This is a genomic window from Streptomyces vulcanius (assembly GCF_042653945.1).
In the GTDB taxonomy this organism is placed as follows: domain Bacteria; phylum Actinomycetota; class Actinomycetes; order Streptomycetales; family Streptomycetaceae; genus Streptomyces; species Streptomyces mangrovi.
The window spans coordinates 137,326-156,156 of record NZ_JBHSFK010000001.1 but is presented as its reverse complement, the minus strand read 5'-3'; the positions used below and the strand labels follow the sequence as shown (position 1 = coordinate 156,156).

At 71.1% G+C, this 18,831-nt stretch carries 17 protein-coding genes and 1 pseudogene; 11 read left to right on the top strand and 7 right to left on the bottom strand.

Translation table 11 applies throughout. The features are described from left to right. Positions 1-25: 25 nt before the first annotated feature. Positions 26-469: pseudogene (locus tag ACFPIH_RS00755) on the top strand (transposase); the annotation flags it as partial. Positions 470-523: 54 nt separating this feature from the next. Here the strand turns inward: ACFPIH_RS00755 and ACFPIH_RS00750 are convergent. Then, complete coding sequence (locus ACFPIH_RS00750; protein ID WP_381166113.1) at positions 524-1,666, bottom strand: magnesium and cobalt transport protein CorA; 1,143 nt, start codon at positions 1,664-1,666, stop codon at positions 524-526. 225 nt (positions 1,667-1,891) lie between these two features. Between ACFPIH_RS00750 and ACFPIH_RS00745 the strand changes: the two genes are divergently transcribed. Then, positions 1,892-3,016 (top strand): winged helix DNA-binding domain-containing protein, encoded by a 1,125-nt coding sequence (locus tag ACFPIH_RS00745; protein ID WP_381166111.1) that lies wholly within the window; start codon positions 1,892-1,894, stop codon positions 3,014-3,016. A 126-nt stretch (positions 3,017-3,142) separates the two neighbouring features. Here the strand turns inward: ACFPIH_RS00745 and ACFPIH_RS00740 are convergent, their stop codons facing one another. Next, positions 3,143-3,934, bottom strand: a complete 792-nt coding sequence (locus ACFPIH_RS00740) for a S1 family peptidase (RefSeq protein WP_381166109.1) — start codon at positions 3,932-3,934, stop codon at positions 3,143-3,145. Positions 3,935-4,193: 259 nt separating this feature from the next. Then, positions 4,194-7,031, bottom strand: a complete 2,838-nt coding sequence (locus ACFPIH_RS00735) for an ATP-binding protein (protein ID WP_381166107.1) — start codon at positions 7,029-7,031, stop codon at positions 4,194-4,196. 416 nt (positions 7,032-7,447) lie between these two features. On the opposite strand from ACFPIH_RS00735, the gene ACFPIH_RS00730 reads away from it, so the two are divergent. Next, a complete protein-coding gene (locus ACFPIH_RS00730; RefSeq protein WP_381166105.1) occupies positions 7,448-9,118 on the top strand; it encodes an AMP-binding protein in 1,671 nt (556 codons plus the stop codon). Continuing rightward, on the top strand, positions 9,115-10,698 hold the full coding sequence (locus ACFPIH_RS00725; RefSeq protein ID WP_381166103.1) for an AMP-binding protein: 1,584 nt from the start codon (positions 9,115-9,117) through the stop codon (positions 10,696-10,698). Before ACFPIH_RS00730 ends, ACFPIH_RS00725 begins: the two co-directional genes overlap by 4 nt. Positions 10,699-10,708: 10 nt before the next feature. Here ACFPIH_RS00725 and ACFPIH_RS00720 read toward each other — a convergent pair whose 3' ends face one another. Continuing rightward, positions 10,709-11,410, bottom strand: a complete 702-nt coding sequence (locus tag ACFPIH_RS00720; RefSeq protein ID WP_381166102.1) for a hypothetical protein — start codon at positions 11,408-11,410, stop codon at positions 10,709-10,711. 252 nt (positions 11,411-11,662) lie between these two features. On the opposite strand from ACFPIH_RS00720, the gene ACFPIH_RS00715 reads away from it, so the two are divergent. After that, a complete protein-coding gene (locus tag ACFPIH_RS00715; RefSeq protein ID WP_381166100.1) occupies positions 11,663-12,952 on the top strand; it encodes an RNA-guided endonuclease InsQ/TnpB family protein in 1,290 nt (429 codons plus the stop codon). Positions 12,953-12,978: 26 nt separating this feature from the next. Here the strand turns inward: ACFPIH_RS00715 and ACFPIH_RS00710 are convergent, their stop codons facing one another. Continuing rightward, positions 12,979-13,227 (bottom strand): hypothetical protein, encoded by a 249-nt coding sequence (locus ACFPIH_RS00710; RefSeq protein WP_381166098.1) that lies wholly within the window; start codon positions 13,225-13,227, stop codon positions 12,979-12,981. 171 nt (positions 13,228-13,398) lie between these two features. Between ACFPIH_RS00710 and ACFPIH_RS00705 the strand changes: the two genes are divergently transcribed. From ACFPIH_RS00705 to ACFPIH_RS00680, 6 genes are all read left to right on the top strand, one after another. Further along, complete coding sequence (locus tag ACFPIH_RS00705; protein WP_381166096.1) at positions 13,399-13,647, top strand: hypothetical protein; 249 nt, start codon at positions 13,399-13,401, stop codon at positions 13,645-13,647. Beyond that, complete coding sequence (locus tag ACFPIH_RS00700) at positions 13,644-14,009, top strand: helix-turn-helix domain-containing protein (RefSeq protein WP_381166094.1); 366 nt, start codon at positions 13,644-13,646, stop codon at positions 14,007-14,009. The genes ACFPIH_RS00705 and ACFPIH_RS00700 overlap by 4 nt, the downstream gene beginning before the upstream one ends. Positions 14,010-14,085: 76 nt before the next feature. Continuing rightward, the gene (gene uraD / locus ACFPIH_RS00695) at positions 14,086-14,622 is read left to right on the top strand and encodes a 2-oxo-4-hydroxy-4-carboxy-5-ureidoimidazoline decarboxylase (protein WP_381166092.1); all 537 of its coding nucleotides are present in this window, start codon (positions 14,086-14,088) and stop codon (positions 14,620-14,622) included. A 7-nt stretch (positions 14,623-14,629) separates the two neighbouring features. Next, positions 14,630-14,980 (top strand): hydroxyisourate hydrolase, encoded by a 351-nt coding sequence (gene uraH / locus ACFPIH_RS00690; protein WP_381166090.1) that lies wholly within the window; start codon positions 14,630-14,632, stop codon positions 14,978-14,980. Between the two features lie 5 nt (positions 14,981-14,985). Then, complete coding sequence (gene pucL, locus ACFPIH_RS00685; RefSeq protein ID WP_381166088.1) at positions 14,986-15,891, top strand: factor-independent urate hydroxylase; 906 nt, start codon at positions 14,986-14,988, stop codon at positions 15,889-15,891. A 10-nt stretch (positions 15,892-15,901) separates the two neighbouring features. After that, positions 15,902-17,281, top strand: coding sequence for an 8-oxoguanine deaminase (locus tag ACFPIH_RS00680; protein WP_381166086.1), 1,380 nt, complete (start codon positions 15,902-15,904; stop codon positions 17,279-17,281). A gap of 10 nt (positions 17,282-17,291) precedes the next feature. On the opposite strand, the gene ACFPIH_RS00675 is transcribed toward ACFPIH_RS00680, so the two are convergent. Together ACFPIH_RS00675 and ACFPIH_RS00670 are read right to left on the bottom strand one after the other, a co-directional pair. Next, positions 17,292-17,885 carry an exonuclease gene (locus ACFPIH_RS00675; protein ID WP_381166084.1) on the bottom strand — a complete coding sequence of 198 codons (594 nt, stop codon included), beginning with the start codon at positions 17,883-17,885 and terminating at the stop codon, positions 17,292-17,294. A 56-nt stretch (positions 17,886-17,941) separates the two neighbouring features. Further along, positions 17,942-18,748, bottom strand: coding sequence for an AraC family transcriptional regulator (locus tag ACFPIH_RS00670; RefSeq protein WP_381166082.1), 807 nt, complete (start codon positions 18,746-18,748; stop codon positions 17,942-17,944). Positions 18,749-18,831 lie beyond the last annotated feature (83 nt).

The following is an 18,831-nucleotide window of genomic DNA, read 5'->3' as shown; positions in this document are numbered from 1 at the left end:
GGACCCGGGGCTGGTGACCGAGCTCGTGGTGGACTCCCAGTCGGTCAGGGCGGACGCCACGGTCGCCCTCGACTCACGCGGGCTCGACGCGGGCAAGAAGATCAACGGTCGCAAGCGGCACCTGCTCACCGACACGCTCGGACTCCTGCTGATCGTGCTGGACGACTTCCGCGGCCTCTACTACGACACCGCGCTGTCCTCCAGCTCCGCCGCCCTGCCCACGCTGCTCGCTCTTGCCCGCCCCGGACACGTCCTCTTCGGCAGCGACTGGCCGTTCGCCCCCGCCATCGCGAGCCAGTACTTCGCCAACGGCCTCGACAGCGGTGTCGATCCCGGTGTCCTCCAGGCCGTCAACCGCACCCACGCCGAAACCCTCTTCCCCCGCCCGGCCCCGATGCGCCTGCGTCAAGCCGCCCAACGGGCCGCCGCCAGCCTTGTCTTCAAACTCGTCCAACCCGGCACCGATTGAGACACGTCCCCAGGACCACCACTCCACGTCCGGAGTCCGCGCAAGGGCCTGACCCTAGAGCCAGTCCCGTCGCTTGAAAATTACGTACAAACTCCCGCAAACCATCCCCATCAAGCCGATCGCGAAGGGGTATCCGAAGCTCCATCCCAGCTCGGGCATGTGCTCGAAATTCATGCCGTAAATAGTCCCAACGAGTGTGGGAGCAAACAGAATGGCCGCCCAGCTCGAGATCTTCTTGACCTCCTCGTTCTGTTCGAAGCCCGCCTCCGCCAGTGCCCGCATCTCCGCGTTCTGCTGCTGGGTGACCAGGGTCGCGTTGACGGTGAGGATGTCGGTGAGGGCCTGGCGGAAGCCGTCGACGCGTTCGCTGGTGTGGGTGACATGGTCGGCGACGTCGCGGAGGTAGGTCTGGAGTTCCTCGTCCGTGCCGTACTTGGAGAAGCCGGCCATCAGGCCGTGCAGCATGCCGACCAGAGGGCGGGTCGCGCGCTGGAACTCGACCATCTCGCGGGAGAGTTCGTAGATACGGCGGGACACCGCGGGGTCGCCGCCGAAGACCTCCGTCTCGATCTCGTCGATGTCGTTCTGGACGCCCTCCACGACCGGCGCGTAGCCGTCGACCACGGCGTCGAGGATGGCGTAGAGGACCGCCTCCGGGCCGAGTCCGAGCAGTTCCGGGGTCTCCTCCATACGGCGCCGTACCGCCGAAAGGTCGGGGGGCGCGCCATGGCGGACCGTGATGACGAAATCGGGGCCGACGAAGACGTGCAGTTCACCGAAGTCGATCTCCTCGGGCGCGTCGAGGTAGCGCGCGGCGCGCAGGACGACGAAGAGGGTCTCGCCGTAGCGCTCCAGCTTGGGGCGCTGATGGGCCTCCTTCGCGTCCTCGACGGCGAGCGGGTGGAGGTCGAACTCGGTGGCCAGGGAGTGTAGTTCGGCCTCGGTGGGGCGGGCGAGACCGATCCACGCCATGCCGGCCGGCTGCTCGCGCAGTGCGCGGAAGGTCTCGGCGAGGGTCGCGGGGGCGTAGACCCGCACGCCGTCGCGGTACAGCACCGACTGGACCACGCTCGCGACCTCGCCCGCCTCGGACGACCGCGGATCCGAAGGCTCCGCCTGCGGGGACGGCCCCGGCGGCTGCGGTGGGGGCGGGGTGCGGCGCCATACCGAATTCCGGGCTCTGCGGCGCTGGGGCATCGCGACTGCCTCTCGGTCGAGTCGATCGTGTCTGCGTCCGGTCGGGCCTACCTCTCAGTGATCACAGCGCAGGATATCCCGGGCATACACCATCCACCGGTCCAGTGCCGCCCCGTCCTCCTGACGCACCCATCCCCCCACCCATCCCCCCACCCACCCCGCCCGGCCAGGGCCCCGTGCGCGTTGCGGACAGATACTGTCCTAATGGGCCGCTAGCTTGCCCGCATGACCAAGAAGACGATGACGTCCGGGGCTGCCGGAGCCGCCCCGGTGCTCGGGGCCCGGGACCTCAATCGGGCGACGCTCGGGCGGCAGCTGCTGCTGCGGCTCGCCGGGATGTCGGTGGAGGGGGCCGTCACACATCTCCTGGGTCTGCAGGCGCAGAACGTGAAGCCGCCCTACCACGCCCTCGCCGCCCGCCTCGACGGATTCGCCCCGGAGGATCTGTCGGCGCTGATGGCCGGCCGCGACGCCGTCCGGATCGTCACCATGCGCTCCACCATCCACACCCACACCGCCGACGACTGCGTCACCCTGCGGCCGTTCGTGCAGCCCGCCCGTGACCGTGAGCTGACGAACTTCCGCAAGGGACTCGCCGGCGTCGACCTCGACCGGCTCGCCGCCCTCGCCCGTGACCTCGTCGAGGACGAGCCGCGCACCATGAAACAGCTGCGCGAGGCACTCTGCGCACGGTGGCCGCAGGCCGATCCGCAGGCCCTCGCCGTCGCCGCCCGCTGCAAGCTGCCCCTCGTCCAGGTCACCCCGCGCGGACTGTGGGGGAGGAGCGGACAGGTCGTCCTCACCACCGCCGAGCACTGGCTGGGCCGGCCCGCCGAACCCGCGCCCGCACCGGAGACCGTCGTGCTGCGCTACCTCGCCGCCTTCGGCCCGGCCTCCGTCAAGGACATGCAGACCTGGGCCGGACTCACCCGGCTGCGTGAGGCCTTCGAGCGGCTGCGCCCGGAGCTGCTCACCTTCCGGGACGAACACGGCGTCGAACTGTTCGATCTCCCCGACGCGCCGCGCCCGGACCCCGAGACCCCGGCCCCGCCCCGCTTCCTCCCCGAGTTCGACAACCTGCTGCTCTCCCACGCCGACCGCACCCGGGTCGTACCGCCCGAGTACCGGGGCCGCAGCTGGCAGGGCAACCAGGCCTACCGCACGCTCCTCGTCGACGGCTTCCTGGCGGGCCTGTGGAAGCTGGAGGAGGACGCACTCGTGGTGGAGCCGTTCGGCCGTCTCACCAGGGAGCAGCGGGCCGAGGTCACCGAGGAGGGCGAGCGGATGCTGCGCGCGCTGTACCCGGGGACGCCGTACGACATCCGGTTCGGGACCGTCGTACGGGACTAGCCGGACACATGCGAAGGACATGGAAAGGACATGGAAAGGAGGCGCTGCGGGCCGCTCGTGGAGGCCCGCAGCGCCCCCTGGTTTTTCACCCGAGGCACCCGAGGGGTGCTCGGGGATTCTTCTGGGTTACGAGTTGACCTGTGCGGTCACCAGGCTGGAGAAGGTGGTCAGCCGGGTGTAGACACCCGGGTACCCCGCTTCCGCGCAGCCCTCGCCCCAAGAAGTGATACCTGCCAGGACGCCCCCGATGAGCAGGGGACCGCCGCTGTCGCCCTGGCAGGTGTCTACGCCGCCGGATGTGTATCCGGCGCAAACCATGTCGGTCGCGACGAAGTCGGAACCGTAGGAGGTGCGGCAGCTGGAGTCGGACACGATCGGCACGGTCGCGGTCCGCAGCTGGTTGGAGGAGCTGCCGTTCTCCGAGGTGGTGCCCCAGCCGAGGACGCGGGCGGTGGTGCCGGCCGCGTACACACCGGTGTCGGAGGAGGAGACGTACGACGCCGTCGTGTACGGCATCGAGGTCGACAGGGTCAGGACGGCCACGTCGTCACCATTGGTGGCGTCCGTGTAGTCCGGGTTGATCCAGATCTTGCTGACCCGGCTGACCGTGCCGTTGGTGCCGTTGAGGTAGGTGCGTCCGCCGACGACCCGCACGCTGCTCGTGGTCTCGCCGACCATACAGTGGGCGGCGGTGACCACCTTGGTCGCGGAGACGAGGGTGCCGCCGCAGAACTGGTTCTGGGACGCGTCCGTGATCTGCATCATGAACGGGTACGTGGTCGTGGTCGTCGTCGTACCGCCGACGATCGGCTGGGGCGCTGCGACAGCGGTGGGGGCGCTGAGCAGTGCGGTCGCCGCGGCGGCGGCGGTGGCCGCCACCAGGGCGGCGGCCTTCTTGGCGCGGTTGAGCCCGAACATTCGTCTCCTCGGTGGGGGGAGTTGCCGGTGGGGGTCGCGCGGGTGTGGGGGGTGGTGCACGGGGGTCGCGGGACCGACCCCCGTGTGCCCGGGCGAGCGGCACATCCCGAACGCTAGGGGCCCACGGCACCCTCCCCCAATGAGGGAACCCCCTAAGGGAGTTGGCGCAGGGAAAACCCTCGGTCCTCCCAGGGAACCCACAGGCGCCTGCGAGACGTCTCCCAAGGAACCCGCGAAGGGCAGTTAACCCGCGCCCGCCTCACTTCGCGTGACGCCCCGCCGCCAGCCGGACGATGTCCACCCGTGAGCGGATCCCCAGCTTGCGGTAGACGCGGGTCAGCGTCGCCTCCACCGTCTTGACGCTGATGAACAGCCGCGCCGCGATCTCCCGGTTGGTGGCCCCCTCCATGACCAGCGCGGCGACCTGACGCTCCATCGACGCCAGCCCCTCCAGCGCGTCCTGGGCGGGGGCCGCCACGGACCCCGCAGCGGCCGCCGCCGGCCCGGCGGTGCCCGCCGCGGCCGCCGCGGAGGCCGCCGCCTCCACCTGGCGCAGCCAGGGCAGCGCCCGGCACCGCCGGAACAGCCGCGCCGCCTCGTCGTACGACGTCGGACCCGGCCGCCCGGTGCGCAGCCGGGCCAGCGCGAAGGCCGCCCGGGCCTCCTCCAGGCCGTATCCCAGCTTGGCGAGCCGGTCCTGAACGGACGTCAGCCGGGCCAGCGCCGCCTCCAGGTCGCCGTCCGCCGCCCGCACCAGCGCCTCCGAACGGTCCAGTACGGCCAGGACGCTCTCCCGGCCCAGCCGCAGCGCGTGCTCGCGGGTGACGTCGATGACGTCCTGCGCCTCACCAGGTTCACCCACCCGGACCAGCGCCTCGGCGAGATCGCCCTGCCAGCGGCCACGGGCCGGGTCGGTGATGCCCAGGCCCTGCTCCAGCTCCCGCACCCGGCGCAGCGCCGCGACCGCGCCCGCCGGGTCCCCGGACACCAGCTGGGCGTGGCCCGTCGCGGCCAGCGCCCGCGAGAGGTACATCTGGTCGCCGTCCTCCTCGGCCCGCCGCGCGGCCTCCCCGGCCAGCGCCAGCGCCCGGTCCACGTCACCGCCGGACGCCTCGGCCAGCGAGGCGAGCATCGCGGACGCGCCGAGGCCGATCCCGGAGTCCCGGGCCAGCCGCAGACTCTCGCGCGCCAGGTCCAGGGCGCGGCCGCAGTGCCCGGAGCGCAGCTCGGTCTCGGCGAGGAAACGCTGGAAGTGCACCTCGCTCTCGACCATGCCGCGCCGCCGCACCTCGCGCAGCAGCGCGGTGATGGTCGAACGGGCCTCGGGCAGCTGGTCGCTCATCAGCAGCCAGCGGAACCGGGCCGCGCCGACGCCGTTGTGATGGCACGCCACATACGGGTCCTGGGGTTCCCTCATGGCCCGCTTGATGGTCGCGGGCGCGTCCGGATGGCCCATCAGGGTCTCCGTGTGCGCCTGGAAGGAGCGCGCCATCAGCTCGGTGCGCCGGTCGCCGCCGCGCGCGGCCAGCTCCGCCGCGTGCGCGGCCTCCCGCCGGGTCTCGGCGAAGTCGCCCTCGACGATCAGCTTGCGCCAGCCCAGCCGGTAGTGGACCAGGGCGAGCAGCCGGGGGTCGTCCCCGGCGTCCGCCAGAGCCTGCGGGAAGACGGCGTCGACGTCGCCGAGCGCCTGCCCGGCGGCCTCGATGACCACCTCCCAGGCCCGGATCCGTTCGGCGGGCACGGTGGCCCGGGTCAGCACCTCGCGCGCGATGTCCCGCGCCAGGTCCACCTCGCCGGCCGTGATCGCGTCCTCGGCGGCCTGGAGCCGGCGCTCGTCCGGGGCGGGGGAGCCGTCCTGCGGGGTGTGCCGGGCGGCGAGCAGTCCGAGCGAGGCGGCGACCGACGGGGCGCCGCGGTCGCGGGCCAGCGCGGCGGCCTCGGCGAGCCGGGCGGCCACCTCCGGATCGGTGCCGATGGTGGCCAGGGCGAGGTTGCGGGCCCGCTCGATCGGGTCGGAGGCGGCGGTCGACAGCGCCGCGTGCGCGGCCCGGCGCTCCTGCACGGGCGCCTCCGCGTACAGCGCCGCCGAGATCAGCGGATGCGCGAAGCGTACGGCGGGGCCGTCGGGCTCGGTCGCCAGCAGGCCCAGCTCGGCGGCCTGCGCGGTCTCGGCCTCGGCGTTCTCCCGGCCGGCCGCGTGCAGCAGCGCCAGGGTGGGACGGGCGCCCGCGCTGGCCACCAGGAGGGTGCGGCGGGCCTCGGCGGAGAGCATGTCGATGCGGCTGAGCACCAGGGCGCGCAGCGAGGTCGGCACCGGCAGCGGCTCGCCCGGGCGCGGCGGGGTCGGGTTCTCACCGAGGGCGCGGCCCAGCTCCAGGGCGAACAACGGGTTCCCGCCGCTGGTGCGGTGGATCTCACGGACCGTGGAGCGGGGCAGGTCGGTGTAGCCGCGGTGGTCGAGCAGCGCGGAGACCTGGGCGCGGGAGAGGGGGTTCAGCCGGACGGCGAGGGTGTCGGGCGGGGACGCGCGTAGATGACGGTCGTACTCCTGCCCCTCCGTCCGCACCGCGCACAGCAGCTGGACGGGGGTGTCGCCGAGGCGGCGGGCGGCGAAGCCGAGGAGTTCGGCGCTGGCCGAGTCGAGCCACTGCATGTCGTCGGCGACCAGCAGCACCGGGCCCTCGGCGGCGAGCGCGCGCAGCGCGGACAGGACCGCCAGGCGCAGGGCGAGACCGTCCCGTTGCAGGGTCGACTCACCGCGGCCGGTGAGCGCCGACTCCAGGGCGGTGCGCTGGGCGAGCGGGAGCTTGTCCGAGATCTCGTCCAGGACCAGACCGAAGAGGTCCGCCAGGGCGAGGAAGGGGAGGTGGGATTCGGACTCGGTCGCCGAGCAGCGCAACACGGTGCGCGCCGGGTCGCCGTAATCCGCGGCCAATGCCCGCAGCACGGTCGACTTTCCTATTCCGGCGGGGCCGTGGAGCAGCACGCTGCCGCCGCGCGCCAGCTGGTCGCGCGCGGCTGTGACCAGCTCCTCCCTGCCGATGACCAGGTCGGGGCGGCCTCTGCCAGGCTCCTTGAAGTCCCGTCGCACGGTCACCGCTCCCCTCTGAGTGTCGTGTCCGGGCCAAATTCTAGGCAATGTCTCTTTGAAATCCGGAGGGACGGCGTGGTGAGGGATATAACAACGTGACGCATGGGGAAATTCAGAGCGGCTGCTGATGAATGAACGCTTGTCGTGGTGGCCCTCCTTTGGCTGGATACGAGCGGTACGGGCGCTTGGTTCACGGTGTGCGAGCACTCTTCCACGACCGGCCGGTCTACGGCAGCAGTGCAGCGCCCCAAAGGGGCGAACAGTCACGGCTGACCCGCAGCCGGCAGACCGCACATTTCGACCGGGTCATCTGCCACGTTCGCGACCCTCCACCCCCGTTCGGGGGTAGTGAGACATGTGTCGCGGATTACACGATGTCAGGGAGCCGCCCGGCAACGGTCCGGTACCTAGGAGGACAACGAATGACGACGGCCACGGAGCTGTTCCGCAGGGCACGGGACTTCCTGCTGGAACACCGCGAGGACTACACCACCGCCTACGAGGGTTTCGCCTGGCCCAGGCCCAGTCACTTCAACTGGGCCCTCGACTGGTTCGACGTCATCGCCGACGGCAACGACCGCACCGCCCTGCACATCGTCGAGGAGGACGGCTCCGAGGTCCGCCTGAGCTTCGCCGAGCTGTCCGAGCGCTCCGACCGCGTCGCGAACTGGCTGCGCGCCCGGGGCGTCGCCGCCGAGGACCGCGTCCTCGTCATGCTCGGCAACCAGGCCGAGTTGTGGGAGACCGCCCTGGCCGCGATGAAACTGCGCGCCGTCGTCATCCCCGCCACCCCGCTGCTGGGCCCCGCCGACCTGCGCGACCGCGTCGAGCGCGGCCGGGTCCGGCACGTCCTGGTGCGCACCGAGGACGCCGCCAAGTTCGACGCGGTCCCCGGCGACTACACCCGCATCGCGGTCGGCGGCGCCCCCGAGGGCTGGCAGCCGTACGAGAACGCGTACGACGCCCCCGCCGGCTTCACCCCGGACGGCCCGACCCACGCCGACGACCCGCTGATGCTGTACTTCACCTCCGGTACGACCGCCCGCCCCAAGCTGGTCGAGCACACCCACACCTCGTACCCGATCGGCCATCTGCCGACCCTGTACTGGATCGGCCTCAAGCCCGGTGACGTGCACCTGAACATCTCCTCGCCGGGCTGGGCCAAGCACGCCTGGTCCAACCTCTTCGCCCCCTGGAACGCGGAGGCGACCGTCTTCATCCACAACTACACCCGCTTCGACGCGCCCCGGCTGATGGCGGAGATGGACCGGGCGGGCGTGACGACCTTCTGCGCGCCGCCCACCGTGTGGCGGATGCTCATCCAGGCCGACCTCGGCATGCTGCGCACCCCGCCCCGCGAGGTCGTCGCCGCCGGCGAGCCGCTCAACCCCGAGGTCATCGAGCAGGTCCGGCGTGCCTGGGGCGTGACGGTCCGGGACGGCTTCGGCCAGACGGAGACGGCCGTCCAGGTGTCCAACAGCCCCGGTCAGGAACTCAAGACCGGCTCCATGGGCCGTCCGAGCCCCGGCTACCGCGTCGAACTCCTCGACCCGGTCTCGGGTGCGCCCGGCGCCGCCGAGGGCGAGATCGCGCTCGACCTCTCGGCCCGCCCGGTCGGCCTGATGACCGGCTACCACGGCGACGCCGACCGTACGGCGGAGGCGATGGCCGGCGGCTACTACCGCACCGGAGACATCGGCGCCCGCGACGAGGACGGCTACATCACGTACGTCGGCCGCTCCGACGACGTCTTCAAGGCCTCCGACTACAAGATCAGCCCCTTCGAGCTGGAGAGCGCCCTGCTGGAGCACGAGGCGGTGGCCGAGGCCGCCGTCGTCCCCGCCCCGGACGCGCTGCGGCTCGCCGTCCCCAAGGCGTATGTCGTCCTCGCGGCGGGCTGGGAGCCCGGACCCGACACCGCGAAGGTGCTGTTCGAGCACTCCCGCGAAGTCCTCGCTCCCTACAAGCGCGTCCGCCGCCTGGAGTTCGCGCCGCTGCCCAAGACCGTCAGCGGCAAGATCCGCCGGATCGAGCTGCGCGAGGCGACGGCGGCGGGTTCGGCGGACGAGTACCGCGAGGAGGACTTCCGGTGACCTCGTACACGCACGGCACGAGCGGCACGGCCCTGCTCGGGGACACCATCGGCGCCAACCTCGACCGGGCCGTCGCGGCCTGGCCGGACCGCGAGGCGCTCGTCGACGTGCCGTCAGGACGGCGCTGGACCTACGCCCGATTCGGCGCGGACGTCGACCGGTTGGCGTCCGCGCTGCTGGCGAGCGGGGTCGTCAAGGGCGACCGGGTGGGCATCTGGGCGGTCAACTGCCCGGAGTGGGTGCTGGTCCAGTACGCCACCGCGCGCATCGGCGCGATCCTGGTCAACATCAACCCGGCGTACCGCACCCACGAGGTCGAGTACGTCCTCAACCAGGCCGGGGTCTCGGTCCTGTTCGCCTCGCTCAGCCACAGGTCGAGCGACTACCGGGCGATGGTCGACCAGGTGCGCGGCAGCTGTCCCGGGTTGCGGGAGGCCGTGTACATCGGCGACCCGAGCTGGGACGCGCTGCTGGGGCGGGCGACTCCCCACACCCTTCACCCGGAGCTGTCCTGCGACGACCCCGTCAACATCCAGTACACCTCGGGCACGACGGGCTTCCCCAAGGGGGCCACGCTCTCCCACCACAACATCCTCAACAACGGTTACTTCGTCGGCGAGTCGATCGCCTACAGCGAGCAGGACCGGATCTGCATCCCCGTCCCGTACTACCACTGCTTCGGCATGGTCATGGGCAACCTGGCGGCGACCTCGCACGGCGCCTGCATGGTCGTTCCCGCCCCGTCCTTCGACCCGAAGGCCACCCTGGAGGCGGTGCAGCGGGAGCGCTGCACGTCTCTGTACGGCGTCCCGACCATGTTCATCGCGGAGTTGAACCTCCCGGACTTCGCCGACTACGACCTCTCCACCCTGCGCACCGGCATCATGGCGGGCTCACCCTGTCCCGTGGAGGTGATGAAACGGGTCGTCGCCGAGATGAACATGGCGGAGGTGTCGATCTGTTACGGCATGACCGAGACCTCGCCCGTCTCCACCCAGACCCGCCGCGACGACGACCTCGGGCACCGCACGGGCACGGTCGGCCGGGTCCTCCCGCACATCGAGGTCAAGGTGGTCGACCCGGCCACCGGCGTCACCCAACCGCGCGGCACCGGGGGTGAGTTGTGCACCCGCGGCTACAGCGTGATGCTCGGCTACTGGGACGAGCCCGAGAAGACCGCCGAGGCGATCGACGCGGGGCGCTGGATGCACACCGGGGATCTCGCGGTGATGCGTGAGGACGGCTATGTCGAGATCGTCGGCCGCATCAAGGACATGATCATCCGGGGCGGCGAGAACATCTACCCGCGCGAGATCGAGGAGTTCCTCTACGGCCACCCGAAGATCCAGGACGTCCAGGTCGTCGGCGTCCCGCACGAGAGGTACGGCGAGGAGGTCCTCGCCTGTGTCATCCCGCGCGACGCGGCGGACCCGCCGACCCTGGAGGACGTGCGCGCCCACTGCGAGGGACGGCTCGCGCACTACAAGATCCCCAGCCGGCTCCAGCTGCTGGACGCCTTCCCGATGACGGTTTCCGGGAAGGTGCGCAAGATCGAGCTGCGGGAGAGGTACGGCGCCTGAGAGGTACGGCTCAGGCGCCGCCGGCGTCCAGGGCGACGGCCGCCGGGTTCACCGGCTGCGGAGTACCCGTGAGGTCCAGCAGGAACAGCGGGACCCGCAGCCGGTCGGCGCCGGCCCGGGCGTCGTCCGCGTACCCGGCGAGGGAGAAGTACACACAGTCCGCGGACTCCGCCATGGCCGTCAGCCACAGACACTCCACGTCCCGCAGCGAGGCCGGGCGCACACTCGGGTCGACCTGCGCGAGCAGTCCCCGCGCGGCCAGCCCGATCCCCGACGTGGGCCGCTGGTCGGCCCGGCGGACGTTCCCGTGGCCGAGCCAGCGGAGATAGAGCGCGGTGGCCGTGACGGCGTCGAGCGCGGTGCGGATGGCCACAGACTGGAAGGCGCGGCGTCCGGCCGCCTCCGGTTCCGTGACCGCTTCCCGCTCCGGCTCCGGCCCCGGCTCCATGGTCACCGGAATCCGCAGCACGGTCCCGCAGGGACAGCCGAACTCGGGGTGTGGCCACTGGCCGTCGCGCCCGCAGGACGCGCACCGCAGGACGATCCACTCCTCGTCCCAGGCCCGGTGCGTGACGAAGGCCGGTGCCGCGCGCCGGTCGAGGACCGGCGCGACGGGGGCCCCGCACGCACAGGGAAAGGACGGCGCCACATACAGGCGCTCGCGTCGGCAGGCCGGACAGCGCACCGGCACGCTCTCGGACATGGCTCCCATCGTCCTCCTCCGGCCCCCTCCTGTCCGTCTCTTGACGACGTTTGTCCAACGGGGGCCTGCCGCCCCCGGTCGACGGGCCCTGCATCCCCGAGGCTCGCAGCGCCGCGGTGTCGCTGCGTTCATGCGGTGGTGTGGGGCAGGGCGAGCGGTCCGGGCGACGATGCGTCCGCGTGTTCGATGTGTCACCCGCTGTGGTGATGGGTCTTGGAACGGGCGTCGGTGTCCCGCACGGATGTATAGGTTCCAGTGTTTGTGAAGATCGTGAGGCAGGTCAAGCTCGTGCCGGATGCCGTGCAGGCTCTGGCGCTTCAGCGCACCCTGCCTGCGGTCAACGAGGCGGCCAACTGGGTGTCTTCCGTCGGCTTCGAGCACTTCGGGCTCAAGGCGTCCGTCCGTGAACTGCGCAAGCTGTGCTACGGCAAACTCAAGGATCTTGGCTTCGGGGCGCAGGCCGCGCAGCACATCATCAAGCGCGTGGCCGACGCGTACACCACGTTGCGGGCGAACATCCGGGCCGGGAACCTGGGACCGGAGGGGGCGAAGCGCCGCCACAGGGCCGAGTCCAAGCCGGTCGCCTTCCGTCCGCATGCGGCCCATACGTACGACGACCGGTGCCTTTCGTGGAACTACGACGCGCAGACCGTCAGCATCTGGACCTTGACCGGGCGGATCAGGAACGTCCGGTTCGCCTGTTCCCCGCAGGCTCTGAAGGCTCTGGCCGCATGCCGGCGGGGCGAGTCCGACCTGGTGTGCCGGGACGGCAAATGGTTCCTGATCGCCACCATCGACATCCCCGAGCCCGAGGTGTTCGAGCCGAAAGACTTCATCGGTGTGGACCGGGGGATCGTCAATCTCGCCACCACCTCGGACGGGGACAACCACCAGGGCCGCAGGCTCGGCCGGTATCGGCGCTGGCAGGCCCGTAAACGGGCCGAGATCCAGGCCAGGAAGACCCGCTCTTCCGTGCAACTCCTCAAGAAACGGGCAAGGAAGGAAGCCCGCCATGCCACGCATGTGAACCACAAGGTGGCCAAGGTAGTCGTTGCTGTCGCACAACGCACCGAGCGCGGCATCGCCCTGGAAGAACTCCGGGGCATCCGCGAGCGGGTTACGGTTCCCCGCGACCAGCGAGCACGACTGTCCTCCTGGCCGTTCCACCAACTTGGCGAGTTCATCGCCTACAAGGCACGTCAAGCAGGTGTGCCGTTCATCGAGGTGGACCCGGCCTACACCTCGCAGCGCTGTCCGCGCTGTGGACACACCGCGAGGAACAATCGTCCCTCGCGGGACTGCTTCTCCTGTCGTCGGTGCGGCCTCGCTGGGCCGGCCGACCACGTCGCCGGGGTCAACGTGCGCCAACGCGCGCGCTCGGCGTGGGTATTCGTCAACATGCCCGATCCGTTCCCGGCATGGCCGGAACCGGTGGATGTGACCCGTGACCGTCCTGTCGTAGAGGGCAGTCGGGAGCATGAGCGGAGCCCCGACGGGACTGAGCCAACAAGCTCCGTCCTTCAGGGCCGAGTAGTTGACAGGTTGATTTGAGGTTGTACCCGGTCTACGTCCGCCGCCTATGGCTCCTGGCGCCCGTGGGGCTCCATCAGGCCGGGCCAGTCCTCCGGTCCGCCGCCCTGCCATTCGACGAGGTCGCTCACCTCCACCTCGATCCGGTCCAGGTCGGCCAGGCGCAGGATCTCGATCACGTCGTCGAGATGGGAGGCGACGCCGAGGACGGTGTCGTCCGAGGTCACCCGGCGGGAACCGTCCAGCGCCGGAGCATGGACCACGATGTGGGGGTAGTGGTGTGTCGGATTGCCCATGCCCTCAGCCTCCTGCGGGCGGCGCGGGCGCGCACCCCGGCGCAGAAGTTCAGGCCGGTCAGCCGTACGCCGGCGTCCTCGACGGCCCGGAAGTCAAGGCCCTGCTGATCGCTCGCCCATTCCGTTAAGGTCGGGTTCGGGTGTCCGGGCAGCAGAGAGGTGTGGGGCGCGATGCGACTGAAAGTGGAGTTCACCACCGAGCCCTTCGACCTCGACGAGGCGCCGCCGCACGCGCTGGTCGCGCGCGAGGTGATCGAGGCCGCCGATCTGGACGCCGTGGATGTCGGACCGTTCGGCAACACCGCCGAAGGCGGTGCCGACGCGGTCATCGCCGCCGTGGACGCCCTGCTGCGCAAGTCCCTCGGCGCCGGCGCCACCCGGATCTCGCTCCAGGTGAACGTCGTAGGGGAGGGCGAGTGAGCGGCCCCGGCGAGTCCTTCATCGCCGCCGTGAAACCGCTGGTCGACGCGATGGGCGGCGAGCTGGTCCCGCCCGACGAGGCCGGTCCCGACGACGTGGTCCTCGCCTGGGAGGGCACCGACACCGTCGCCGTACGTCTGCCGCAGCTCGCCGACTCCCTCGATCACATCCTGGCCGCCATGGAGCGCAGGAAGGGCAGACCCCTCGCCGACCTGGACCGCAAGGCCAAGCAGGAGGTCGTACGGACCCTGGAGGCGCGCGGCGCCTTCTCCGTGCGGCACGGCGTGGAGACCGTCGCGAGCGCGCTCGGGGTCAGCCGGTTCACCGTGTACAACTACCTGAACCGCGAGAAGGACGCCTGAGCGTCGGGCGGGCTTGTTACGCGGAATTTTCAACAAACTGTTGACTCGGTGCTGCGGCGAGGCGTTAGCTGGCTCTGTGACCTCGACATCCACGCCGCCGGGTCTGGCCCGGTTCAACGAGTTGGAGGAGCGCGCGGCGAGCGCCGCCCTCCATGAGGCGTGCGCCTCCGTCGAGTGGCGGCGGCGGCTGCTCGCCGCCCGTCCCTACGCCACCGCCGACGACCTGTACGCCGCGAGCGACGCCGCGACGGCCGCGCTGACCGGGGCCGACCTGGCGGAGGCGATGGCCGGGCACCCGCCCATCGGCCGCCCGAAGCCGGGCGATCCGACCTCGGCCCGTGAACAGCGCGGCATGGCCGGCGCCGCCGAGGAGCTCAAGGCGGAGATGCTCGAACTGAACCTGGCCTACCAGGAGAGGTTCGGACACGTCTTCCTGATCTGCGCCACCGGCCGCACCGGCGAGGAGATGCGCGACGCGGCGCGGGCGCGGATCGGCAACTCACCGGAGGAGGAACGGGAGATCGTCCGCACCGAGTTGGGCAGGATCAACCGCATCCGGCTGGCCCGCCTCGTCGAGCCCGTCGAGCCCGTCGTACTCGCCGAAGGGGACTGAGAGCAGCATGAGCACCGGCACCACCGCCTCCGTGTCCACCCACATCCTGGACACGTCCGTCGGCCGCCCCGCCCAGGGCGTCGCCGTCCACCTGTCCGCCCGTTCCGGGCGGGACGCGGACTGGCGGGCGCTCGGTGGCTCCGCGACCGACGCGGACGGCCGGTGCCGGGACCTGCCGGCGCCGCCGGAGGGGACCACCCACGTACGGCTCGACTTCGCCGTCGAGGCGTACTTCGAGCCCTCTGCCGGTGCGTTCTTCCCGGAGGTGGCGATCACGTTCGCCGTCGTACCGGGCGAGCACTACCACGTACCGCTGCTGCTCAACCCGTTCGGCTACTCCGTTTACCGAGGGAGCTAGCAGACATGCCCACGATCCTGGGACAGAACCAGTACGGCAAGGCCGAGAACCGGGTCGTCAAGATCACTCGGGACGGCGCCACCCACCACATCAAGGACCTCAACGTGTCCGTGTCGCTCAGCGGCGACATGGACGAGGTCCACCTCTCCGGTTCCAACGCCAACGTCCTGCCGACCGACACCACCAAGAACACGGTGTACGCGTTCGCCAAGGAGTACGGCATCGAGTCCGCCGAGCAGTTCGGCATCCACCTCGCCCGGCACTTCGTGACCTCGCAGGAGCCGATCCACCGCGCCCGGATCCGGATCGAGGAGTACGCGTGGGAGCGAATAGCCAACTCGGGTGAGGGGGAGCACTCCTTCGTCCGCAAGGGGCAGGAAACCCGCCTGGCCCAGATCACCTTCGACGGTTCGTCATGGGAGGTGGTCTCCGGTCTGAAGGACCTCACCGTGCTCAACTCGACGGACTCCGAGTTCTGGGGCTTCGTCAAGGACAGGTACACGACGCTGCCCGAGGCGCACGACCGGATCCTCGCCACCGACATCTCCGCCCGCTGGCGGTTCAACTGGTCGGGCGACGAAGGGGAGATGCCCGACTGGGACGCCTCCTACGAGCAGACCAGGCGGCACCTCCTCGAGGCGTTCGCCGAGACGTACTCGCTCTCGCTCCAGCAGACCCTCCACGCGATGGGCGCCCGGATCATCGAACACCGCGGCGAGATCGACGAGATCCGCTTCTCCCTCCCGAACAAGCACCACTTCCTGGTGGACCTGGCGCCGTTCGCCCTGAAGAACGACACCGCCGACGGGGCTGTGTACTTCGCCGCCGACCGCCCCTACGGCCTGATCGAGGCCACCGTCCTGCGTGACGGACGAGAGGCGCGCATCCCGGCCGACCTCACCAACCTCTGAAGGACGAGCCATGGCAGCAGCCCAGCGCATCGTGATGGAGAACTGCTCGATCGCCACCGTCGACGCCGACGACACCGAGTACGCGACCGGGTACGTCGTCCTCGCGGGCAACCGTATCGAGTCGCTCGGCGCGGGCCGGGCCCCCGAGGGCCTGGCGGACGTCGTACGGCGCATCGACGCCACCGGACACCTGGTCACCCCCGGCCTGGTCAACACCCACCACCACTTCTACCAGTGGATCACCCGGGGTCTGGCCACCGACCACAACCTGTTCGACTGGCTCGTCGCGCTCTACCCGACCTGGGCGCGCATCGACGAGCCGATGGTCCGCGCGGCGGCCCGGGGCTCGCTCGCCATGATGGCCAGGGGCGGTGTCACCACCGCCATGGACCACCACTACGTCTTCCCCGAGGGCTCCGGCGATCTCTCCGGCGCGATCATCGGCGCCGCCCGCGACCTGGGGGTCCGCTTCACCCTGGCCCGGGGCTCCATGGACCGCAGCGAGAAGGACGGCGGCCTGCCCCCGGACTTCGCCGTCGAGACCCTCGACGCCGCCCTCGCCGCCACCGAGGCGACCGTGAACGCCCACCACGACACCTCCTTCGACGCGATGACCCAGGTCGCCGTCGCCCCCTGCTCGCCCTTCTCGGTCTCCACCGAACTCCTCCGCGAGGGCGCGGAGTTGGGCCGCCGTCTCGGAGTCCGGCTGCACACCCACGGCTCGGAGACCGTCGAGGAGGAGAAGTTCTGCCACGAGCTGTTCGGCATGGGCCCGACCGACTACTTCGAGTCCACCGGCTGGCTCGGCGAGGACGTGTGGATGGCGCACTGCGTCCACATGAACGACTCCGACATCGACGCGTTCGCCCGCACGCGGACCGGCGTCGCCCACTGCCCGTCCTCCAACGCCCGCCTCGCGGCCGGCATCGCCCGTGTCCCGGACATGCTCGCGGCCGGCGTCCCGGTCGGCCTCGGCGTCGACGGCACCGCCTCCAACGAGTCCGGCGAACTCCACACCGAACTGCGCAACGCGCTGCTCGTCAACCGCCTCGGCGCCCATCGCGAGGCCGCCCTGACCGCCCGTCAGGCACTGCGGCTCGGCACCTACGGAGGCGCCCAAGTCCTGGGCCGCGCCCGCGAGATCGGCTCCCTGGAACCGGGCAAGCTCGCCGACCTGGTGCTGTGGAGGATGGACACCCTGGCCCACGCCTCCATCGCCGACCCGGTCAGCGCGCTGGTCCTCGGCGCGGCGGCCCCGGTCACCGCCTCCTTCGTGAACGGCCGTCAGATCGTGGCGGACGGCCGCCTGCTGACCGCCGACGAGGACGAGATCGCCCACTCCACCCGCCAGGAGGCCCGCCGCCTGGCGGAGATCGCGGCACGGGCCTGAGCGCTGTGCGCTACCCGGCGCCCGGCCACGCCATGAGGTTCACGAACAACTCGGCCTGCTCGACGGCGTCGTCCAGGGCGTGGTGGGTGTGCCGGCGGCCCGGCAGCAGTTCGGCCGGCATCGTCCGCTTCCCGACCGACCGCAACGGGACCCCCGCCTTGGCGGCGTACAGCGTCTTCATGTCCAGACACCCCGAGTGCCCGAACGGGCTCGCGCCGGTGAAACGGATCAGGTACCAGTACAGGAACATCCAGTCGTACGACGCCGGATACCCGCACATCACCGGCTGCGCGCCGTCGCTCACCTCACCCACCCACCGGCCGAACCGGGCCAGCGCCAGCGAGGGTTCGAGCCCCTCCCGGGTGAGCCGGTCCCGGTCCAGTCCGCTCACGGCGAGCGCCTCCGGCACGAACTCCTCGCTGATCGGCCGCAGTTCGCGGTAGAAGGTCCGCGCGGTGGGATCGGCCGGGGTGAATCCTTCGGCGTCCTGCACCCCGGCGACCGAGGCGCCCAGGCTCAGCATCGAGTACGGCCCCGGGATCGGGCCGTCGGCCTCGATGTCCACGGAGACGTAGAGACTGGCCTTGACGCGGCGGCTGGACATGGGACGGAGCATCGCAGGTCGCGGGAGCGCATCGCATCCGAATTCGACGAGCCCCCTCAAGCCTGCCGAAGCGTCCGGCACGGTGTGGCTCGTGGCAGCCGACCGGTGAAGAAGGCCCGGGGCGGGACGCCCATCAGGGTGCGGAAGTCGGCCGCCATGTGCGACTGGTCGTAGTAACCGGTGGAGGCGGCGAGCTCTGCCCAAGAGACCTCCGCCGCCCGGGTCAGGACCTGACGTACGCGGTCGATACGGGCGTAGTGCTTGGGCGAGAGGCCGACGTCCTCGGTGAAGAGGTTGCGCAACTGCCGTTCACTTACGGAGAGTTCGCGGGCCACGTCCTTCACCTGCGCGGGCGCGCGGTCCGACCGGGTGGAGAGGGCGGCCATGGCGGCGCACAGCAGTCGCATGCGCGAAGGATCGGAGGACGGGGCCGTCCGTGGGGAGGAAGGCATCCCGCCAGGGGGTACCACCAGGCCGTCCGGACCCACCTGCGCCAGCGCATCGGCGAACCGACGTGCCGCAGCGGTCGGCAGCCCGCTGAGCGGGACCACCTGTCCGACCAGGCCGACCGCCGGTGCGCCGAGCAACGGGCGCAGCGTGCCCGGCGCCAGGCGGAGCCGGACGCAGGAGGCCACGTGCCGGTCGCCTTCCACGTGGTACGTGGCACGGGTGCGCGGGCCGATGACCAGGGTCTCGCGGCGACCGCTCTCCTCGAAGCGGACCACCACTTTCGTCGCGGTGTCCGGCACGTCGGTGAACGCGTTCGGCAACTCGTCCCGCACGCCCATCGGTTCGACGCCGTCGATCCAGGGGCGCAGCGCGTCGGGGACGGCCGGGGAGTTGTCGGCGGGGGAGTTGGTCACCCTCCTACGGTAGGCGCGCCACCCGCCGCCGTGGCGTTCGATGCCGTGCCGGAATTTCCTAGAGACCCGCGAGGGGCGCACGC